Annotated in this window: 15 protein-coding genes; all 15 read right to left on the bottom strand. The window is 71.7% G+C overall.

The annotated features are described in order from the left end of the window. Window positions 1–12: 12 nt before the first annotated feature. On the bottom strand, window positions 13–3,507 hold the full coding sequence (gene dnaE / locus KRH_RS07220) for a DNA polymerase III subunit alpha (RefSeq protein ID WP_050738050.1): 3,495 nt from the start codon (window positions 3,505–3,507) through the stop codon (window positions 13–15). 116 nt (window positions 3,508–3,623) lie between these two features. Then, on the bottom strand, window positions 3,624–4,601 hold the full coding sequence (locus KRH_RS07225; protein WP_012398540.1) for an RluA family pseudouridine synthase: 978 nt from the start codon (window positions 4,599–4,601) through the stop codon (window positions 3,624–3,626). Further along, window positions 4,591–5,121: a signal peptidase II gene (gene lspA / locus KRH_RS07230; protein WP_012398541.1), complete on the bottom strand. Its 531-nt coding sequence runs from the start codon at window positions 5,119–5,121 to the stop codon at window positions 4,591–4,593. The genes KRH_RS07225 and lspA overlap by 11 nt, the downstream gene beginning before the upstream one ends. Window positions 5,122–5,125: 4 nt before the next feature. Continuing rightward, window positions 5,126–5,872, bottom strand: coding sequence for a DivIVA domain-containing protein (locus tag KRH_RS07235; RefSeq protein WP_012398542.1), 747 nt, complete (start codon window positions 5,870–5,872; stop codon window positions 5,126–5,128). A 126-nt stretch (window positions 5,873–5,998) separates the two neighbouring features. Next, window positions 5,999–6,295 (bottom strand): YggT family protein, encoded by a 297-nt coding sequence (locus KRH_RS07240; protein WP_012398543.1) that lies wholly within the window; start codon window positions 6,293–6,295, stop codon window positions 5,999–6,001. Window positions 6,296–6,298: 3 nt separating this feature from the next. Further along, window positions 6,299–6,820 (bottom strand): cell division protein SepF, encoded by a 522-nt coding sequence (locus KRH_RS07245; RefSeq protein ID WP_012398544.1) that lies wholly within the window; start codon window positions 6,818–6,820, stop codon window positions 6,299–6,301. 65 nt (window positions 6,821–6,885) lie between these two features. Further along, window positions 6,886–7,779, bottom strand: a complete 894-nt coding sequence (locus KRH_RS07250; protein WP_012398545.1) for a YggS family pyridoxal phosphate enzyme — start codon at window positions 7,777–7,779, stop codon at window positions 6,886–6,888. Continuing rightward, the gene (locus KRH_RS07255; RefSeq protein ID WP_012398546.1) at window positions 7,776–8,501 is read right to left on the bottom strand and encodes a polyphenol oxidase family protein; all 726 of its coding nucleotides are present in this window, start codon (window positions 8,499–8,501) and stop codon (window positions 7,776–7,778) included. The genes KRH_RS07250 and KRH_RS07255 overlap by 4 nt, the downstream gene beginning before the upstream one ends. Before the next feature lie 176 nt (window positions 8,502–8,677). Then, the gene (ftsZ, locus tag KRH_RS07260) at window positions 8,678–9,928 is read right to left on the bottom strand and encodes a cell division protein FtsZ (protein WP_012398547.1); all 1,251 of its coding nucleotides are present in this window, start codon (window positions 9,926–9,928) and stop codon (window positions 8,678–8,680) included. A gap of 237 nt (window positions 9,929–10,165) precedes the next feature. After that, window positions 10,166–11,302: a cell division protein FtsQ/DivIB gene (locus tag KRH_RS07265; protein ID WP_012398548.1), complete on the bottom strand. Its 1,137-nt coding sequence runs from the start codon at window positions 11,300–11,302 to the stop codon at window positions 10,166–10,168. After that, complete coding sequence (murC, locus tag KRH_RS07270) at window positions 11,302–12,708, bottom strand: UDP-N-acetylmuramate--L-alanine ligase (protein WP_012398549.1); 1,407 nt, start codon at window positions 12,706–12,708, stop codon at window positions 11,302–11,304. Before murC ends, KRH_RS07265 begins: the two co-directional genes overlap by 1 nt. 28 nt (window positions 12,709–12,736) lie before the next feature. After that, window positions 12,737–13,870: an undecaprenyldiphospho-muramoylpentapeptide beta-N-acetylglucosaminyltransferase gene (gene murG, locus KRH_RS07275; protein WP_012398550.1), complete on the bottom strand. Its 1,134-nt coding sequence runs from the start codon at window positions 13,868–13,870 to the stop codon at window positions 12,737–12,739. Further along, window positions 13,867–15,228, bottom strand: a complete 1,362-nt coding sequence (ftsW, locus tag KRH_RS07280; protein ID WP_012398551.1) for a putative lipid II flippase FtsW — start codon at window positions 15,226–15,228, stop codon at window positions 13,867–13,869. Before ftsW ends, murG begins: the two co-directional genes overlap by 4 nt. Further along, complete coding sequence (gene murD / locus KRH_RS07285) at window positions 15,228–16,769, bottom strand: UDP-N-acetylmuramoyl-L-alanine--D-glutamate ligase (RefSeq protein ID WP_012398552.1); 1,542 nt, start codon at window positions 16,767–16,769, stop codon at window positions 15,228–15,230. Before murD ends, ftsW begins: the two co-directional genes overlap by 1 nt. A gap of 78 nt (window positions 16,770–16,847) precedes the next feature. After that, the gene (gene mraY / locus KRH_RS07290) at window positions 16,848–17,981 is read right to left on the bottom strand and encodes a phospho-N-acetylmuramoyl-pentapeptide-transferase (RefSeq protein ID WP_012398553.1); all 1,134 of its coding nucleotides are present in this window, start codon (window positions 17,979–17,981) and stop codon (window positions 16,848–16,850) included. Window positions 17,982–17,985: the final 4 nt, after the last annotated feature.

Genomic DNA, 17,985 nt, shown 5'->3' on the forward strand with positions numbered 1-17,985 from the left:
CCTCGAGGCTGTTCAGGCCTCCAGGCAGGCGGGCCCCAGCAGCACCTTGAGGTCTCCGAACAGCGCGGGTGACGGGTTCACCCGGTACTCCGGGCCCAGCCGCATCACCTGGATGCTGCGCCGGGTGTCCAGGTGGATCCGCACCTCGGAATCGCCCCTGTGGTTGCGCAGCACCTCCCCGATCTGACGGATGGTGGCCTCCGTGGCGCGGTGCTCGGGCAGGGCCACGCACACCGGCCCCGACGAGCCGTCCACGCTCAGCTCGGGCACCGTGAGCTCCTGCGCAGAGATGGTGATCGAGCCGTCGTCGCGGCGCTGCATGCGTCCCTTGATCACGCAGATCAGGTCCTCCGCGAGCACCCCCGCGATCGGCGCGTACGCCTTGCCGAAGAACATCACCTCGATCGAGCCCGAGCGGTCCTCGAGCTCCACCCGGGCGTAGGCGTTGCCGGAGGACTTCGCGATCCTGCGGGACAGGGAGGTGATCATGCCGCCGATGGTGACCACGGCGCCGTCGGGCCGCGTGTTCTCCTCGGTGAGCAGCGGCGCGATGGCCGTGTCCGTGTACTGGCCCAGGGCGTCGTCGAGACCGCGCAGCGGGTGGTCCGAGACGTAGAGGCCCAGCATCTCGCGCTCGAAGGCGAGCAGGTCCTTGCGCTCCCACTCGGGGACGTCCGGGACCTCCACGGAGAACGTCTCCTGCTCGTCGTCCTCGGAACCGCCCATCGAGAAGATGTCGAACGTGAACTCGCCGTTGTCCTCCTTCTTCTTCTGCGCCACGACGTCCTCGACGGCCTGCTCGTGGCACATCACCAGGCTGCGGCGCGTGTGCCCGAGCTGGTCGAACGCGCCGGCCTTGATCATGGACTCGATGGTGCGCTTGTTGCAGACCACCGCCGGGACCTTGGCCAGGAAGTCGTTGAAGGACGTGAACTTCCCCTGCTCGTTGCGAGCGTCCACCATGGCCTGGACCACGTTGGCGCCCACGTTGCGCACCGCTCCCATGCCGAAGCGGATGTCCGTGCCCACAGGGGTGAAGTTCAGCTCCGACTCGTTGACGTCCGGCGGCAGCACCGTGATGCCCATGTGGCGGCACTCGGTGAGGTACATGGCCAGCTTGTCCTTGTCGTCGCCCACCGAGGTGAGCAGCGCCGCCATGTACTCGGCCGGGTAGTGCGCTTTGAGGTACGCGGTCCAGTAGGAGACCAGACCGTACGCGGCGGAGTGCGCCTTGTTGAACGCGTAGTCCGAGAACGGCAGCAGGATGTCCCACAGGGCCTTGATCGCGGCCTCCGAGTAGCCACGGTCCACCATGCCCTGGTGGAAGCCCTGGTACTGCTTGTCCAGCTCGGCCTTCTTCTTCTTGCCCATGGCGCGGCGCAGGATGTCCGCCTGGCCCAGCGAGTAGCCCGCGACCTTCTGGGCGATCGCCATCACCTGCTCCTGGTACACGATCAGCCCGTACGTGGTGCCCAGGATGTCCTCGAGCGGCTCGGCCAGCTCGGGGTGGATGGGGGTGATCTCCTGTGCACCGTTCTTGCGCAGCGCGTAGTTGGTGTGGGAGTTCGCGCCCATGGGGCCCGGCCGGTACAGGGCGATGGTCGCGGAGATGTCCTCGAAGTTGTCGGGGCGCATGAGCTTGAGCAGCTGGCGCATGGGCCCGCCGTCCAGCTGGAACACGCCCAGGGTGTCCCCGCGGGCCAGCAGCTCGTAGGAGCCGGGGTCGTCGATGGGCAGGTGCTCCAGGTCCAGCACGAAGCCGTCCCGGTTGAGGGCGATGTTCTCCAGGGCGTCGGAGATGATCGTGAGGTTGCGCAGCCCCAGGAAGTCCATCTTGATCAGCCCCAGGCCCTCGCACGTGGGGTAGTCGAACTGGGTGATCACCTGCCCGTCCTGCTCGCGGCGCATGAGCGGGATGATGTCGATCAGCGGGTCCGAGGACATGATCACGCCCGCGGCGTGGACACCCCACTGGCGCTTGAGCCCCTCCAGGCCCTGCGCCGTCTCGAAGACCTTCATGGACTCGGGGTCGTCCTCGAGGACCTCGCGCAGCTCGCCGGCCTCGTCGTAGCGCTTGGCGTCCTTGTCGTAGACGTCCTGCAGGGAGATGCCCTTGCCCATGACGTCCGGCGGCATGGCCTTGGTGAGCCGCTCCCCCATGGAGAACGGGTAGCCCAGCACGCGCGAGGAGTCCTTCAGCGCCTGCTTGGCCTTGATGGTGCCGTACGTGACGATCATGGCCACGCGCTCGTCCCCGTACTTCTCCGTGACGTAGTGGATCACCTCGGAGCGGCGGCGGTCGTCGAAGTCCACGTCGAAGTCGGGCATGGACACGCGGTCCGGGTTGAGGAAGCGCTCGAAGATCAGCCCGTGCGCCAGGGGGTTCAGCTCCGTGATGCGCATGGCGTACGCCACCATGGAACCGGCACCGGAACCACGGCCCGGGCCCACGCGGATGCCGTTGTCCTTGGACCAGTTGATGAAGTCGGCGACCACCAGGAAGTAGCCGGGGAAGCCCATCTGGATGATGATCTTCTTCTCGTACTCCGCCTGCTCGCGGACGTCGTCCGGGATCCCCTCCGGGAAGCGGTAGTGCAGCCCCTTCTCCACCTCCTTGATGAACCACGAGGTCTCGTCCTCCCCCTCGGGCGTGGGGAAGCGCGGCATGTAGTTGGCGGAGGTGTCGAACTCCACCTCGCAGCGCTCGGCGATCTCCAGGGTGTTGTCGCACGCGTCCGGGAAGTCCCGGAACAGCTCGCGCATCTGCTCGGGGGATTTGAGGTAGAACTCGTCCGCGTCGAACTTGAAGCGCTTGGGGTCCTGCAGGGTGGAGCCGGACTGCACGCACAGCAGCGCCGCGTGGGACTTGGCGTCCTCCGCGTGGGTGTAGTGCAGGTCGTTGGTGGCCACCAGGGGCAGGTTGAGCTCCTTGGCCAGGCGCAGCAGGTCCTGGGTCACGCGCTTCTCGATGCCCAGCCCGTGGTCCATGAGCTCGCAGTAGAAGTTCTCCGCGCCGAAGATGTCGCGGAACTCCGCCGCGGCCTTCACGGCCTCGTCGTACTGGCCCAGCCGTAGCCGGGTCTGCACCTCCCCGGACGGGCAGCCCGTGGTGGCGATGAGCCCCTTGCCGTACTGGTTCAGCAGCTCCCGGTCCATGCGGGGCTTGTACAGCTGACCCTCCAGGGACGCCTTGGTGGAGGCGCGGAAGAGGTTCTGCATGCCCTCGCTGGACTGCGCGAGCAGGGTCATGTGGGTGTAGGCGCCGGCACCGGAGACGTCGTCCCGCCCGCCGTCCGCGAACTTCACGCGCGTGCGGTCCTGGCGAGCCGTGCCCGGCGTGAGATAGGCCTCCACGCCGATGATCGGTTTGATCCCGGCCGCGCGGGCCTTGTTCCAAAAGTCGAAAGCCCCGAACACGAACCCGTGGTCCGTGGTGGCCAGGGAGTCCATGCCCAGCCGGTGGCACTCCTCGAAGAGGTCGTTCAGGCGCGCGGCACCGTCCAGCATGGAGTACTCGGTGTGCACGTGGAGATGGGTGAAGCCTTTTTTGCCGGTCGCCGAAGTCACCCGGCCATTCTAGGCCGCGGCTCCGACGTCCCCGCCCGCGGGCGGGCGGAGATCCGTCACAGCCGGGGTCCGCCCTCGCGCAGCGTCTCCACGGCGTAGGCGAGGTCCGTGGGGTACGGGCTCTCGTACTCCACGTGCTGGCCCGTGGCGGGGCTCGTGAAGCCCAGGCGCTTGGCGTGCAGCCACTGCCGGGTCAGCCCCAGCCCGGCGGAGAGGGCCGGATCCGCGCCATAGGTGAGGTCCCCGCAGCACGGGTACTGCAGGGCACTGAAGTGCACGCGGATCTGGTGGGTGCGCCCGGTCTCCAGGTGCACCTCCACCAGGGAGGCACGCCCGAAGGCCTCGAGCACCTCGTAGTGGGTCACCGAGTTCCGCCCGTCCTCCATGACCGCGAAGCGCCACTCGTGGCCCGGGTGGCGTCCGATGGGGGCGTCGATGGTCCCCTTCAGGGGGTCCGGGATGCCCTGGACCACCGCGTGGTAAACCTTGGTGACCGTGCGCTCCTTGAACGCCCGCTTGAGCTGGGAGTAGGCGCCCTCCTCCCGGGCCACCACCATGAGCCCGGAGGTGCCCACGTCCAGACGGTGCACGATCCCCTGCCGCTCGGGAGCGCCCGAGGTGGCCACGGAGATCCCCGCCCCGGCCAGGGCACCGACCACCGTGGGCCCCTTCCACCCCGGTGAGGGGTGCGCCGCGACACCGGCGGGCTTGTCGACCACCACGTAGGAGGGCTCCACGTGCACGAGCCGCAGGTCCGGCACGTGCTGCGGCGCGATCCGGTGCGGGTCCTCCGGGACGGGAACCTCCACGGTGTACGTCTCGGACACCGCCACGCGGTGGGACTTGGCCACGGGGCTGCCCCGGTGGCTCACGCGCTGCTCGGCGCACAGCTGCGCGGCCGCCGAGCGGGAGAGCCCCGTCCAGGCGGCCACGGCGGCGTCGAGCCGCAGTCCGTCCTGCTCCGGGGGGACCGTGAAGCGGGTGGTGTCGAACTGCGGCTCGGAACCCGTGGGGCGCGTGCGCTCAGCGGTCACGGGACGCCTCCAGGTCACGGTCGGTCACGATCAGCACGAGCACCAGGGCGATGCCCGTGACCACCCCGCAGTCAGCGACGTTGAAGATCGCGAAGTGCGGCACGGCGATGAAGTCCACCACGTGGCCCACACCGAAGCCGGGATCCCGGAACAGCCGGTCCGCGAGGTTGCCCAGCGTGCCGCCGAGCACGAGCCCCAGGGCCACGGCCCACCAGGGATCGCGCACCCGGCGCAGCGTCCACAGGATCAGCACCGCCACCACCGCCATCACCAGGGTGAAGAACCACGTGGACCCGGAGCCCAGCGAGAACGCGCCTCCGCTGTTGCGGATGTGCTCCCACCACAGCAGGCCGGGCACCACCGGGTGCTGCTCCCCGACGGCCAGGTGGTGGACCACCCAGAGCTTGACGAGCTGGTCTGCGGCGAGCAGGGCGGCGGCCACGAAGAGGCTGGCAACGGCGCAGCGGCGGCCCGTCCGTCCGAGGACGGGGGCCACCGCTGCGGGTGCGTGATCGGTCACGCGCTTACTTGGTGCCCGTGCGCTTGCCGGTCACGGCCTTGGAGGCGTCCGTGGGCGCGAGCGAACCGGTGTTGTCCAGGTCCCGCAGCTGCCCGTTGAGGAAGCTCTTGAGGTTGCTGCGGTAGTCAGCCTCGAAGGTGCGCAGCTGCGCGACGGCCGCCTCGAGGTCCACCTTCTCGGTCTCGAGCGCCGACAGAGTCTGCTCCTTGGTGCGCTTGCCCTCGGCCACGAGGTGGTCGGCCTGGGTGCGGCCCTCGGTGATCAGCCGCTCACGCTCGGCCTGGCCCTGCGAGACGTAGTCGTCGTGCAGCTTCTGGGCCATGGCGAGCACCGCTGCGGCGGACTGCGAGGACTCGGCCGTGGCGGGGTCCGACGCCGCGGTGCCGGTGGGCGACGTCGCCGGGGCGGGGGCGGCGCTCGTGGCCGCGCTCGTGGTCTCCACCGGGGTGGTCTCCTCGGCGGGAGCGGCAACGGGCTCGGAGACCGAAGCGGCGTCATCGTGCGCGGTGGACTGGGAGGCGGCGACCGTGGTGGCGCCGGCGGCGTGGCCGGTCTCGTCGGCGGACGCGGTCTCGGGCTGCCCGCCGAGGGTCTCCACCTGCTTGCGCAGGGTCTCGTTCTCCTGGTTCAGCCGACGCAGCTCCACGACCACCTCGTCGAGGAAGTCGTCGACCTCGTCCTGGTCGTAGCCCTCACGGAACTTGGTGGGCTGGAACCGCTTGTTGATGACGTCTTCTGCTGTCAAAGCCATGAGATCTTCTCGCTCCTCGTGTTGGACTTGGAACCGCTCGGCGCATCCGGGCCCGTTCAGGCGCCCCTCGACCGGCGGAGGGATTCGGACCCAGGATATACAACCGTGCCCCGGCCCCGATGATAGTCACACCCGCAGCAGCAGACCGGCCACGAGAGACTGCAGGATGCTGATGACGAACACCAGGATCAGGAAGCCCAGATCCAGTGCCACCCCGCCGAAGCGCAGCGGCGGCACGAGCCGGCGCAGGGCGTTCATGGGGGGATCGGTCAGCGAGTAGATCGTGGACGCCGCCACCAGGGCCACGCCCCGGGGCCGCCACCCGCGCGCGAACATCTGGACCCAGTCCAGCACGAGCCGCCCCAGCAGGGCGATGTACAGGACGTGGACCACCAGGTAGACGATCGACAGCGCGAGGTGCACGGGTCAGCCCTCGACCTGTTCGAGGGACGCGGGCTCCTCGTCGATGTCGTCGCTGTGGCCCTGGTCCCGGACCTCCACGAAGGACGGGGTCAGCAGGAACACCTTGGCGGTGACGCGCTCGATGGAACCGTGCAGGGCGAACACGAGGCCGGCGGCGAAGTCCACGAGCCGCTTGGCCTCGGCCTCGCCCATGTCGGAGACGTTCATGATCACGGGGGTCCCGTCCCGGAAGGCCTCCCCGATCGACTTGGCGTCGTTGTAGGACCGGGGATGCACGGTGGTGATGGTGCGCAATTCGTTCTCGTCCTCTCGGGAACTGGGAGCCCGCTTGATGGGGGTCACGGGGGCTCTGTACTCGGGGGAACGGCGCGCCACGGAGGTGCTGCCGCTCTCGCTCACGGCGGCGGAGGAGCCGCCGGCGCTCTGGGGGGTGTCCCGAGGGCGGGGGGTTTCATCGGAGATGTACTCGTCGTCGCTCTCGGCCAGCCCGAGATACACCATGGTGCGACGCAGCGCTCCGGCCATATTCTCTCCTCGATTCCTTCAGCGGGGGGCGACGTGCATCGGCCCGCATGTCGTCCGGCACAACGCTACCGCACCGCGGGGCGGGCCCCGAGGACATCGGAGCCGATGCGCACGTGCGTGGCACCGGCCCCCACGGCGGCCTCCAGGTCACCGCTCATCCCGGCCGAGACGGCACGCGCGTCCGGGTGCCGGCGCTGCAGCCGCTGGGAGATCTCCCAGAGCCGTTCGAAGGCTTCCTCGGGGCGGGCCCCGCGCGGTGCCACGGTCATCACACCACCCAGGGAGAGGCCCTCGGTGCCCGCGATCGCGTCCGCGAGCTCGGCGACGGCGTCCGGGTGCGCTCCCCCGCGGCCGCCCTGCTCGGCGGCGTGCGGGTCCACGTCCACCTGCACGAGGCACGTGAGGTCCCGGGTGGCGCACGGACCGGGTGCGGCGTCCCCCGCGGCGACCGCGTCCCGGTGGTTGCGGACCGCCTTCCCGAGCGCGGTCACGAGCGAGGGGCGGTCCACGGAGTGCACCCAGGAGGCGTAGCGCACCACGTGCTTGGCCTTGTTGGACTGCAGCTGGCCCACGAAGTGCCACACGGGCGGGGTCACGGACGGCTCGCGCAGGGCCAGTTCCTCGGCCACCTCCGCGGCCTTGGGTCCCGCCTCCTGGTCCTTGTTCTCCCCCACGGCGCGCACGCCCAGCTCGCGCAGCCGCAGGACGTCCTGCGCGGGGAAGAACTTGGTGACCACCACGAGAGAGGGCAGCTCACCGCCGTGGGAGCGGTCCTCGGGGCGCTGGGCCGCCGCGTCCAGGATCCGGCGCCGCACGGCGGACAGCCGCTGGGCCAGCTCGGCGGTGCGCCGTGCACCGCTCTCGGCAGGGCCCCCCTCGTGGACATCGTTCCCCCGGACGTCGTTCCCGGGGGATCCGGGCTCGTGGTTCACGGCGTCGGGGTCGTGGTGCTCGCTCACGCGTGCTCCTTCCTGGCCAGGGGCCACACGAGGCCCGCGATGCGTCCCGGGGTGGCGCCCCGGCGGTACGAGAAGAGGTCCGGGTGCTCGAGCGTGCACCACGCCCGGCGGTCGTCGCACGCCGGGTCGATCCGCACGCCGTGCGCCTCGAGGACCGCCCGCGCGGCCGCGGGCAGGTCCAGCCCCGGGGTGCCCCACGAGGTGGTGGTGGCGATGCCCGGCAGGGACCGCTCGGCATCCTGCGCCATGGCCTCGGGCACCTCGTAGCAGGACCCGCACACGGCGGGCCCGATCCACGCGGTGACCTCCCGCGCCCCCCGCTCGCGCAGGGCGTGCACGGCGTTCTGCAGCACACCGTCCAGCAGACCGCGGCGCCCGGCGTGTGCCACCCCGAGCAGCGGTGCCGGGCCGCCCTCGCCGCGCCCCACGAGCACCACGGGCAGGCAGTCCGCGGTGAGGATCCCCAGCGGGGTGCCGTCCGTGCTCACCGCCGCGTCCGCCTCGGGTGCGGTGTCCGGGACGTCCGTGGCGGTGACGTCCACGACCTCGGTGCCGTGCACCTGTCGCACGTAGCGCACCGGTCCCGATCCCAGCACCCGTTCCAGGTCACGACGCCGCCGCGCCACCTCGGCGGGCTCGTCACCCGTGTGGGCAGCCAGGTTCCCCTCCGCGACGCTCGTGAAGGCGACGCCCACGGCGTCGTGCTCGGTGCGGAACCACATCGGGTCCTCCTCTGGATCGGTCCGCCCGCGGGCGGGAACGTCAACGGGGTGACCACCACTCGGGCGGTCACCCCGTTGCTCGGGCGGATCCGGGTCACGCCCGGGGACCACCTCGCGGGTGGCCGCCGGGACCGGTCCGGTCCGCGGTGGGATGCGGGTGCTCGGCACCCGCCGCGTCACTTCAGGAAGTCCGGGAAGTCCAGGGAGTCCTTGCGCGCGGAGGTGTTCGACGAGGACGGCGCGTCCGCCTCGGCGGGCAGGTCCACGTCGAACCCGGCGTCGTCGGGGATGTCGTCGTCCTGGCCCTGGCCCTGGCGCGAGCCGAAGCCTGCGGCCGGAGCGCCGTAGGAGTTGCCGCCGCGCTGGGGCGAACGGCCCAGCCCGGACGGACGGGAGGCGTCCCCGCCGAACGCGGCACGGGTGCTCTCCGCCTGGCGCTGCGCCGGCGAGGAGTTGTTCGCGTTGGTCTCCTGGGACACGGAGTCGAAGCCGGCGGCGATCACGGTCACGCGCGCCTGGTCGCCCAGGGCGTCGTCGATCACGGCACCGAAGATGATGTTCGCCTCCGGGTGGGCCACCTCCTGGACCAGGCGGGCGGCCTCGTTGATCTCGAACAGCCCGAGGTCCGAGCCGCCCTGGATGGAGAGCAGCACGCCGTGGGCGCCGTCGATGGACGCCTCCAGCAGCGGCGAGGCGATCGCGAGCTCCGCCGCCTTCACGGCGCGGTCCTCGCCCTGCGCGGAGCCGATGCCCATGAGCGCGGAGCCCGCGCCCTGCATCACGGACTTGACGTCCGCGAAGTCCAGGTTGATCAGGCCGGGGGTGGTGATCAGGTCGGTGATGCCGGAGACGCCCGAGAGCAGCACCTGATCCGCGGACTTGAACGCGTCCAGCATGGAGACGTTGCGGTCCGAGATGGATAGCAGGCGGTCGTTGGGGATCACGATGAGCGTGTCCACCTCGTCCCGCAGGGTCTCGATGCCGTTCTCCGCCTGGTTGGAGCGGCGGCGGCCCTCGAAGGTGAACGGACGGGTGACCACGCCGATGGTCAGCGCACCCAGGGACCGGGCGATGCGCGCCACCACGGGAGCGCCGCCCGTGCCGGTGCCGCCGCCCTCGCCGGCGGTCACGAAGACCATGTCGGCGCCCTTGAGCACCTCCTGGATCTCCTCCTCGTGGTCCTCGGCGGCCTGGCGCCCCACGTCCGGGTTGGCCCCGGCACCGAGGCCGCGGGTCAGCTCGCGGCCGACGTCGAGCTTGACGTCCGCGTCGGACATCAGCAGCGCCTGGGCGTCCGTGTTGATGGCAATGAACTCGACGCCGCGCAGGCCTTCCTCGATCATGCGGTTCACGGCGTTGACACCGCCGCCGCCGATGCCGACCACCTTGATGACGGCCAAGTAGTTCTGGGGGGTTGAGGAGTCCATATGCACCTAACTCGCGTGGGCTTGCGGGGATGGTATCTGTCGGGAAAAGTCTTGAGTCTTACGTGAAACTTGGATGAAATGCGGTCCGCCGGGGGATGCACTTCCGTTGCGCCCAAGGATAACAAGCCCCGACGCGTTGTCCCTATCATATTCCCACGTGTTACCGGCGTGTGCCACATCCGCCCAGGTCAGCCGCAGGTTTAAAGATTCACTGGAATCTTCTGCGAATCACCGGCGCTACTTCACCACGGGGTGGCCGGGGGCCGACACGTCGATCTCCGTGGCCCCGTCCACCGTGTGGGAGTTCACGAGCGCGGCCACCACCTGGGACTTCACCTCGCTGTCGCGGGCGTCCCCCCACACGACCTTCTTGCCGTCCTTCAGGGTCAGCTCCACGGCGGAACCCGACGGCGCCGCGGCGCTGTCGAGGCGGGCCAGCACGTCCGCGGGCAGGGCCGCGAGGACGTCCGAGACGTCCTGGAACTTCTGGGTGCTCAGCACGTCGCGGCCGCCGTCGACCAGGGGGACGTCCGGGCGGCGCTCGGCGGGCACCGTGTCCAGCGGCTTGCCCTCGGAGTCCACCAGCACCAGGTTGGCGCCGTCCTTGACCACCGCGACCCCCACGCGCTCGTGCAGGTGCACGGAGATCGTGTGGGGCGGCCGGAAGGCCACGTCCACGGACTTCACCTGGGGCACGTCGCCCACGGAGTCCTTGACGTCCTGCGCGGAGATCCGGGTCATGGGCACGCCCTGGTACCCGGACAGTGCGTCCTGCACGCGCTGGGGGTCCGTGACCCGGGCTCCCTGCACATCGATCGTGCGGGTGGCAAACAGCGGGGAGAAGAACACCGCGACCGCGAGCGCGAGCAGCACCAGCAGGGACACGAGCAGCGTCAGCAGGCGCCGGCGGCGACGCGTGCGGTGCGGGCTGGGCGGGAACTGCAGCACCGTGGAGCCGCCCTCCCCCGGCTCGGGACCCGCCTGGCCCGCGCCGTCCGCGGCCGCGGCGTCCTCGGCCCGCGCTGCGCGGCGTCGGGCTCGCCAGCTCGAGAAGCGTCCCCCGGCCTCGGGCACGGCCTCGAGCTGACCCGGGTCCACGCGCGAGACCTTGGAGCCGTCGTTGACGTGCACGCGCGGGGTCTCGGACCCGCCCCTGTCCTCGGCGCCCCGCACGTCCTCGGGAAGGCGACCGCCCGGACCGCCCCGTTCGGCGCCCGGTACGGACGAGCCGTACGCCGTGGAGCCAGCACGGAGCCCGGCCCCCTCCCCGGAGGCGGCGGAATCCCCGAGAGGCGCGCGGGCGGCGTCGTCGTCCCCCGCGGGGGTGCCGCGTCCGTCCGCCGGCGGCTGGTGCGGGGGTGTCGAGCGTGCCATCAGTGCCGCGCCAGGGCCGCGAGCACCTGCGGGCCGAGGGTCGTGACGTCCCCGGCGCCCACGGTCATCACCACGTCACCGGGTTCGGCGCGCGCCACCACGGCCTCGACCGCCTCCCGGGTGGCCGGCGTGGAGACCACGCGCCCGTTGCGCGCGTGGCCGGTGATCGTGGCCCCGGTGATCCCGGGCTCGGGCTGCTCCCGGGCCCCGAAGACGTCCGTGACGCACGCGAGATCCGCGAGCTCCAGGGCGCGGCAGAACGCCTCGGCGAACTCGCGCGTGCGGGAGTACAGGTGCGGCTGGAAGATCGCGAGCACCCGGCGCCCGCCGGCCACGTCCCGGGCGGCACCGAGCGCGGCGGCCACCTCGGTGGGGTGGTGGGCGTAGTCGTCGAAGACGCGCACCCCGCCCTGCTCGCCCTTGAGGTCGAAGCGCCGCGCGGAGCCGTGGAAGTCCGCGAGCCCCGCGAGCAGCTGCTCCGGGTCCGCTCCCGCGGCGCACCCCGCGGCGAAGGCCGCCGCGGCGTCGGCGGCGTTGTGGGCCCCGGGCACGGCCAGCTCCAGCAGGGCCTCCCGCCGCCCGCCGGGCACGGGGAAGCCGATCCGGCACGTGGTGCCGGTGCCGTGGGGGGTCAGCTCGGAGAGCACCACGTCCGCCCCCGGGTCCGTGCCGTAGCTGAGCACCGCACCGCCGCGGGTACGACGCCGCTCGGCCAGCCGGGCCGCGCCGGGATCGTCCGCGCACGCCACCAGGGTGCCGCCCTCCCGGATGGTGTCGGAGAACTCGTCGAAGGCCCGGTGGAACGCCTCCGCGCTGCCGTAGTGATCCAGGTGGTCCGGCTCCACGTTGGTGACCACGGCCACCTCGGGGTGGTAGGCCATGAACGAGCCGTCCGACTCGTCGGCCTCGGCCACGAACCACTCGCCGGCGTCGAAGCCCGCGTTCGCCCCGAGGTCCGCCACGTGGGCGCCGATGGCCCACGAAGGCCGCAGCCCCGCGGCGCGCAGGGCCACGGCGGTCATGGAGCTGGTGGTGGTCTTGCCGTGCGTGCCCGCCACGGCGATCACGCGGCGCCCGTGCATCGCGGCCGCGAGCGCCTGCGAGCGGTGCAGCACGCGCAGCCCGGCCCCGCGCGCGGCGGCCAGCTCCGGGTTCTGCTCCCGGATGGCGGTGGAGACCACCACCGTGGAGGCACCGGCCACGTGGGCGGCGTCCTGGCCCACGAACACCGTGGCCCCGAGCGACTCGAGGTCCCGCAGCCCCGCGGAGTCCTTCGCGTCCGAGCCGCTCACGGGCACCCCGCGCGCGAGCAGAAGCCGGGCCACAGCGGACATCCCCGCCCCGCCCATGCCGATGAGGTGCACGCGGCCCAGGGCGTGTGGGTCGAGCGGTTGCTGGCTGTTCACGGTGGTCTCCTGGGGAAGGGGGTGGGGGTCAGGCGCGGGCGGCGTCGAGGGTCAGGCGGGCCATCACCTGGGCGGCGTCGCGCACGCCGTGGGCCGCCGAGGCCCGGGCCATGCGGTCCAGGCGGGCGGTGTCGGTGACGAGCGGTGCCACGGTGTCCCGGTAGAACTGGGGGGTGAACTGGGCGTCGGTGACGAGCTGCGCTCCCCCGGCAGCCACGAGGGAGCGCGCGTTGAGGGCCTGCTCCCCGTTGCCGATGGGCAGCGGGACGAACACGGCGGGCAGTCCCACGGCAGCGACCTCGCACACCGTGGCGGCGCCGGCGCGCGCGACCAGCAGGTCCGCGGCCGCGTACACGGTCTCCATGCCGTCCACGAACTCGGTCTGCACGTAGTTCTCGGCCCGCAGCAGCTCGCCGTCCGGGGTGCGGACCTCTTTGGTCCGCCCGGTCACGTGCAGCACCTGGTAGCCCCGGCCACCGATCTCGGAGGCGACCGCGGCCACGGTACGGTTCATGGACTGGGCCCCGGAGGAGCCGCCCGTGACCACCACGGTGGGCAGGTCCGGCTGCAGTCCCAGGGCCAGCCGCGCCCGTGCCCGGTGCGCGGCGCGGTCCAGGGTGGCGATCTCCTCCCGCATGGGCATCCCCACCACGCGGGCCCCGCGCAGCGGGGTGTCCGGGAACGCGGTGGCCACCACGGACGCGAAGCGCGCGCCCACCCGGTTGGCGATCCCGGGCCGGGCGTTGGCCTCGTGGATCACCACGGGGATCCGACGCCGCGCGGCCGCGAGGTACACGGGCGTGCACACGTAGCCGCCCACGCCCACCACCACGGTGGCCTGCTGGGAGTCCAGGATCCGTCCGGCCTGGTGCACAGCGGTGGCCATGCGGCGCGGCAGGCGCACGAGGTCCACGGATGGCCTCCGGGGCAGCGGCACGCGCTCGATCAGCTCGAGCGGCACGCCCGCTGCCGGCACGAGCCGGGTCTCCATGCCCGAGGCCGTGCCCACGGCGCACACGCTCACGTCCGCCCGGGCCTCCTGGATGGCGCGGGCGATGGCCAGCAGGGGGCTGATGTGCCCGGCGGTGCCGCCGCCGGCGAGCACCACGCGCGCGGAGCCCGCGCGCTGGGGGCTCTGTGCCGGACCGTGTTCGGACGTCATCGGCGTCCCCTTCCTGATCGACTCGTGAGGCGCTCACGCCACGGGGTGCGCGCACCGCGGGAGCCGTCGTCGAGACCCTGCTCGCGGGCCTCCTGGGCGTCCAGGATCTGGTTCGCGGCGGTGCCGGGGCCCGTCGAGCGCACCCGCACGGTGCGGGGCACGCGGGCGAAGGACATCACTACGCCCACGGCCGCCATGGTCATGAGCAGCGCGGATCCACCGTAGCTGATGAACGGCAGGGGGATGCCGATCACGGGCAGCAGACCCGTGACCATGCCCAGGTTCACGAACGCCTGGCCCACGATCCACGTGGTGATGCACGCGGTGGTGATGCGCACGAACGTGCTGCGGGTGCGCGTGAGGATCCGGGCCATGGCCACGACCACCACGATGAACAGCACCAGGATCATGGCGGTGCCCACCAGCCCGAGCTCCTCCCCGATGATCGAGAAGATGTAGTCGTTGTGCGCCTCGGGAACGTAGTTGTACTTGAGCCGTGACTGGCCCAGCCCCACACCCCACCAGCCGCCGGTGGCCAGCGCGTTGAGCCCCTGCTGGGCCTGCCAGCACGCGTCGGTGGCGCCGCAGTCCCCGAACAGCCAGCCGGTGATGCGGTCCAGGCGGTGCGGGGCGATGGCGATCAGCACGAGTCCGCCGCCCACGGCCAGCACACCGCCGGCCGCGAAGATCTTCAGCGGTGCGTGCACGAACCACAGGGCGGCGGCGTAGATCAGGCAGAAGACGATGGCGGTGCCGGCGTCCCCGCCGGCCAGCACCATGGCGGTGGGCAGCAGGAAGCCACCGAGCGAGGGCCACAGCGCCTTCTTCCAGTCCGTCTCCACCTCGCGGCCCTGCTTCGCGAACATCGCGGCGAGCCACAGGCTCAGCGCGAGCTTGGCGAGCTCCGAGGGCTGCACGGACTGCCCCCCGACTACGAGCCAGTTGCGGTTGCCGTTGACCTCGCGGCCCAGCGGGGTGAACACGAGGGCGGAGAGCAGCACGCTGAGCCCCCACAGCGGCCAGGCGGCCCGGCGGAAGACCTGGGTGGGCACGAGGGAGAGCCCGAACATGGCCAGCAGCCCCAGCACCGCGAACATCACCTGCTTGCCGAACAGGGAGTACGCGGAGCGGGAGTCGGAGATGGACTCCACCGCGGAGGCGGAGAGCACCATCATCACGCCGATGCCGGTGAGCAGGATCACCGAACCGGCCAGCGCGTAGTAGGAGTGGAACAGCGGCCCGTCCGTGAGCTGGCGCCACAGCCCCCGCAGCCGGGTGCTCAGGGCGGTGCCCGCGGGGGACGCGGCGTTCTCGGGGGTCTCCGGCGTAGCGGCGCGCCCCTGGGTGCGCGTGGCCATCAGATCCCCAGCTCCTCGTGCACGCTGCGGATGAACGCGTGGCCGCGCTCGGCGTAGTCGGAGAACTGGTCCATGGACGCGGCGGCCGGTGCCATGAGCACGGTGTCCTGCGCAGCGGCGTGCTCGTGCGCGAGCCGCACGGCGCGGCGCATCGCCTCCTGGCCGTCGGCGGGGTCCCCGGCCGCGGAGTCGGGCCCCGCCCCGGGGGTCGCGTGCAGCACGGGCACGTCCGGGGCCAGGCGCGCGAGCGCGTCGAGCAGGGCGGCGTCGTCCGTGCCGATCACCACCACCGCCCTGAGCCGCTGCGCGTGGCGCGCCACCAGCTCGTCGTAGGTGACCCCCTTGGAGAGCCCGCCCGCGATCCACACCACGGGGTCGAACGCCGACAGCGAGGCCTCGGCGGCGTGGGGGTTGGTGGCCTTGGAGTCGTTGATCCAGCGCACCCCGTCGGTCTCGGCCACGAGCTGGATGCGGTGGTCCCCGGGGTGGTGCGCGCGCAGTCCGTCGCGCACAGCCTCCGGCTCCACGCCCGCGGCCCGGGCCAGCGCGGCGGCGGCCAGGGCGTTGGCCACGCCGTGGCGGGTGGGGATGGGTCCCGTGTCCGAGACCGATCCCAGCTCCGCGGCGGTCCTCGCCCGGTCCGCCACGAACGCCCGGTCCACGAGCAGGTCCTCCACGACCCCCACCATGGACAGTCCCGGGTGCTGGGTGGTGAAGCCCACGGCGCGGCAGCCCTCGACCACGTCCGCCGCCTCCACGAGCTCCTCCGCACCGGGCTGGTCCGCGTTGTACACGCACGCCACCCGGGTGTTCTCGTACACGCGGGACTTGTCCGCGCGGTAGTTCTCGTAGCTGCCGTGCCAGTCCACGTGGTCCTCGGCCACGTTGAGCACCGCCGAGGCCAGCGGGGAGACCGAGTGCATCCAGTGCAGCTGGAAGCTCGAGAGCTCCACGGCCAGGACGTCGTACTCCACGGGGTCGCGCAGGGCGTCCAGGATGGGGGTGCCCACGTTGCCCACCGCTACGGCCTTGAGCCCCGCGGCCTGCAGGATCGAGGCGGTCATCCCCACCGTGGTGGTCTTGCCGTTGGTCCCGGTGATGCACAGCCACTCGGGGCTCTTGCGGCCCTCCCGGCGGTTCACGCGCCACGCGAGCTCCACGTCCCCCCAGATCTGGATGCCCTCCTCGCGCGCGGCCGTGAGCAGGGAGCTCGTGGGCCGGATGCCCGGTGACGTGACCACGAGCTCGGGGCGCTGCCCGGCGACGTCGGGAACGGCGGCCATCGCGTCCGGTCCCAGCACGACGTCGCTCGCGCCCACGATCTTCAGGGTGTCCGCGCTCTGCCGGTTGCGCTCGGTGTCCCCCGCGTCCACCACCGTGACCTTCGCCCCGAGCTCGATCAGGGTGTCCGCGGCGGCGAAGCCGGAGACCCCGATGCCCGCCACGACCACGCGCAGGCCGGCCCAGGGTGCGTCCCAGCTGGTGAGCCCGGCGAGCCGGGGGGTGTCCAGGATCGGGTTGTCGTTGCTCGCGTGCATCATGACCGGTGCTGCCTCATCCTCGTAGGGAACGTGCGGGTGGCGGGTTCAGGGGTGGTGTCCGGGCTCCGGACGACGGTGTCAGTGCAGGGCCTCGGCCCCGGGGAACGCGCCGCCGTTGTGCAGCAGCCAGTCCCCGTAGAACACACCGAGCGCCGCGGCCACGAAGAGCCCGGCGATCACCCAGAAGCGCACCACGATGGTGACCTCCTGCCAGCCCTTGAGCTCGAAGTGGTGCTGCAGGGGCGCCATCTTGAAGATGCGCTTGCCGTGGGAGAGCTTGAAGTAGCCCACCTGCAGGATCACGGACATGGTGATCACCACGAACAGCCCGGCGATCAGCACGAGCAGCAGCTCGGTGCGGGAGAGCACGGCGAACGCGGCGAGTGCGCCGCCGAGCCCCAGCGAGCCGGTGTCCCCCATGAAGATCTTGGCGGGCGAGGTGTTCCACCACAGGAACCCGATGAGCGCGCCCACCAGGGCGGCCGCGACGATCGAGAGGTCCATGGGGTCCCGCACCGCGTAGCACGCGGCCTGGGCGGCGTTCTCGCACAGGTGCCCGGCCTGCCACAGGGTGATCAGCATGTAGCCGCTGAACACCAGGATGGAGGCCCCGGTGGCGAGCCCGTCCAGCCCGTCGGTGAGGTTCACGGCGTTGGTGGTGCCCGTGGCGATCAGGTTCACCCACACCACGAACAGGATCAGGCCCACCACGGGCCCGGCGAACGCGAGGTCCACGCCGGTGTCCCGGGTCCAGGAGATGGCGGTCGAGGCCGGGGTGTTGCCGGCGGCATCCGGGAAGAACAGCACGAGCACGGCGAAGGCGCTGCCGATAGCGCCCTGCAGCACCATCTTCCCGGCGGCGGTGAGCCCGAGGTTCTGCTTCTTGGAGATCTTCTTGTAGTCGTCCAGGAAGCCCACCATCCCCATGCCGAGCATGAGCCCGAGGGCCAGCAGCCCGGAGAGGGTGATCCCCCCGTTCTCGGGCCACGCGAGCACGCTGATCAGGTGGGTCACCAGGTAGGCGGCGACCACCGAGAGCAGGATGGCCACCCCGCCCATCGTGGGCGTGCCCCGCTTGGTCTGGTGGGAGGTGGGGCCGTCGTCGCGGATGTACTGGCCGTAGCCGTGGCGGGCCAGGACCTTGATGAGCGCGGGGGTCCCGAAGATCGAGAACACGAGACCGAGCCCCGCTGCCATGAGCAGTTGAATCATGGGG

The organism is Kocuria rhizophila DC2201 (genome assembly GCF_000010285.1).
Lineage (GTDB): Bacteria > Actinomycetota > Actinomycetes > Actinomycetales > Micrococcaceae > Kocuria > Kocuria rhizophila_A.

Bases quoted from the DNA above. Each gene is read 5' to 3' on its own strand.
- dnaE (WP_050738050.1), bottom strand. From the start codon at position 3,507: ATGCTGGACGGTGCCGCGCGCCTGAACGACCTCTTCGAGGAGTGCCAC.
- KRH_RS07235 (WP_012398542.1), bottom strand. From the start codon at position 5,872: ATGGCTTTGACAGCAGAAGACGTCATCAACAAGCGGTTCCAGCCCACC.
- KRH_RS07245 (WP_012398544.1), bottom strand. From the start codon at position 6,820: ATGGCCGGAGCGCTGCGTCGCACCATGGTGTATCTCGGGCTGGCCGAG.
- KRH_RS07255 (WP_012398546.1), bottom strand. From the start codon at position 8,501: ATGTGGTTCCGCACCGAGCACGACGCCGTGGGCGTCGCCTTCACGAGC.
- ftsZ (WP_012398547.1), bottom strand. From the start codon at position 9,928: ATGGACTCCTCAACCCCCCAGAACTACTTGGCCGTCATCAAGGTGGTC.
- KRH_RS07265 (WP_012398548.1), bottom strand. From the start codon at position 11,302: ATGGCACGCTCGACACCCCCGCACCAGCCGCCGGCGGACGGACGCGGC.
- murG (WP_012398550.1), bottom strand. From the start codon at position 13,870: ATGACGTCCGAACACGGTCCGGCACAGAGCCCCCAGCGCGCGGGCTCC.
- ftsW (WP_012398551.1), bottom strand. From the start codon at position 15,228: ATGGCCACGCGCACCCAGGGGCGCGCCGCTACGCCGGAGACCCCCGAG.
- murD (WP_012398552.1), bottom strand. From the start codon at position 16,769: ATGATGCACGCGAGCAACGACAACCCGATCCTGGACACCCCCCGGCTC.
- mraY (WP_012398553.1), bottom strand. From the start codon at position 17,981: ATGATTCAACTGCTCATGGCAGCGGGGCTCGGTCTCGTGTTCTCGATC.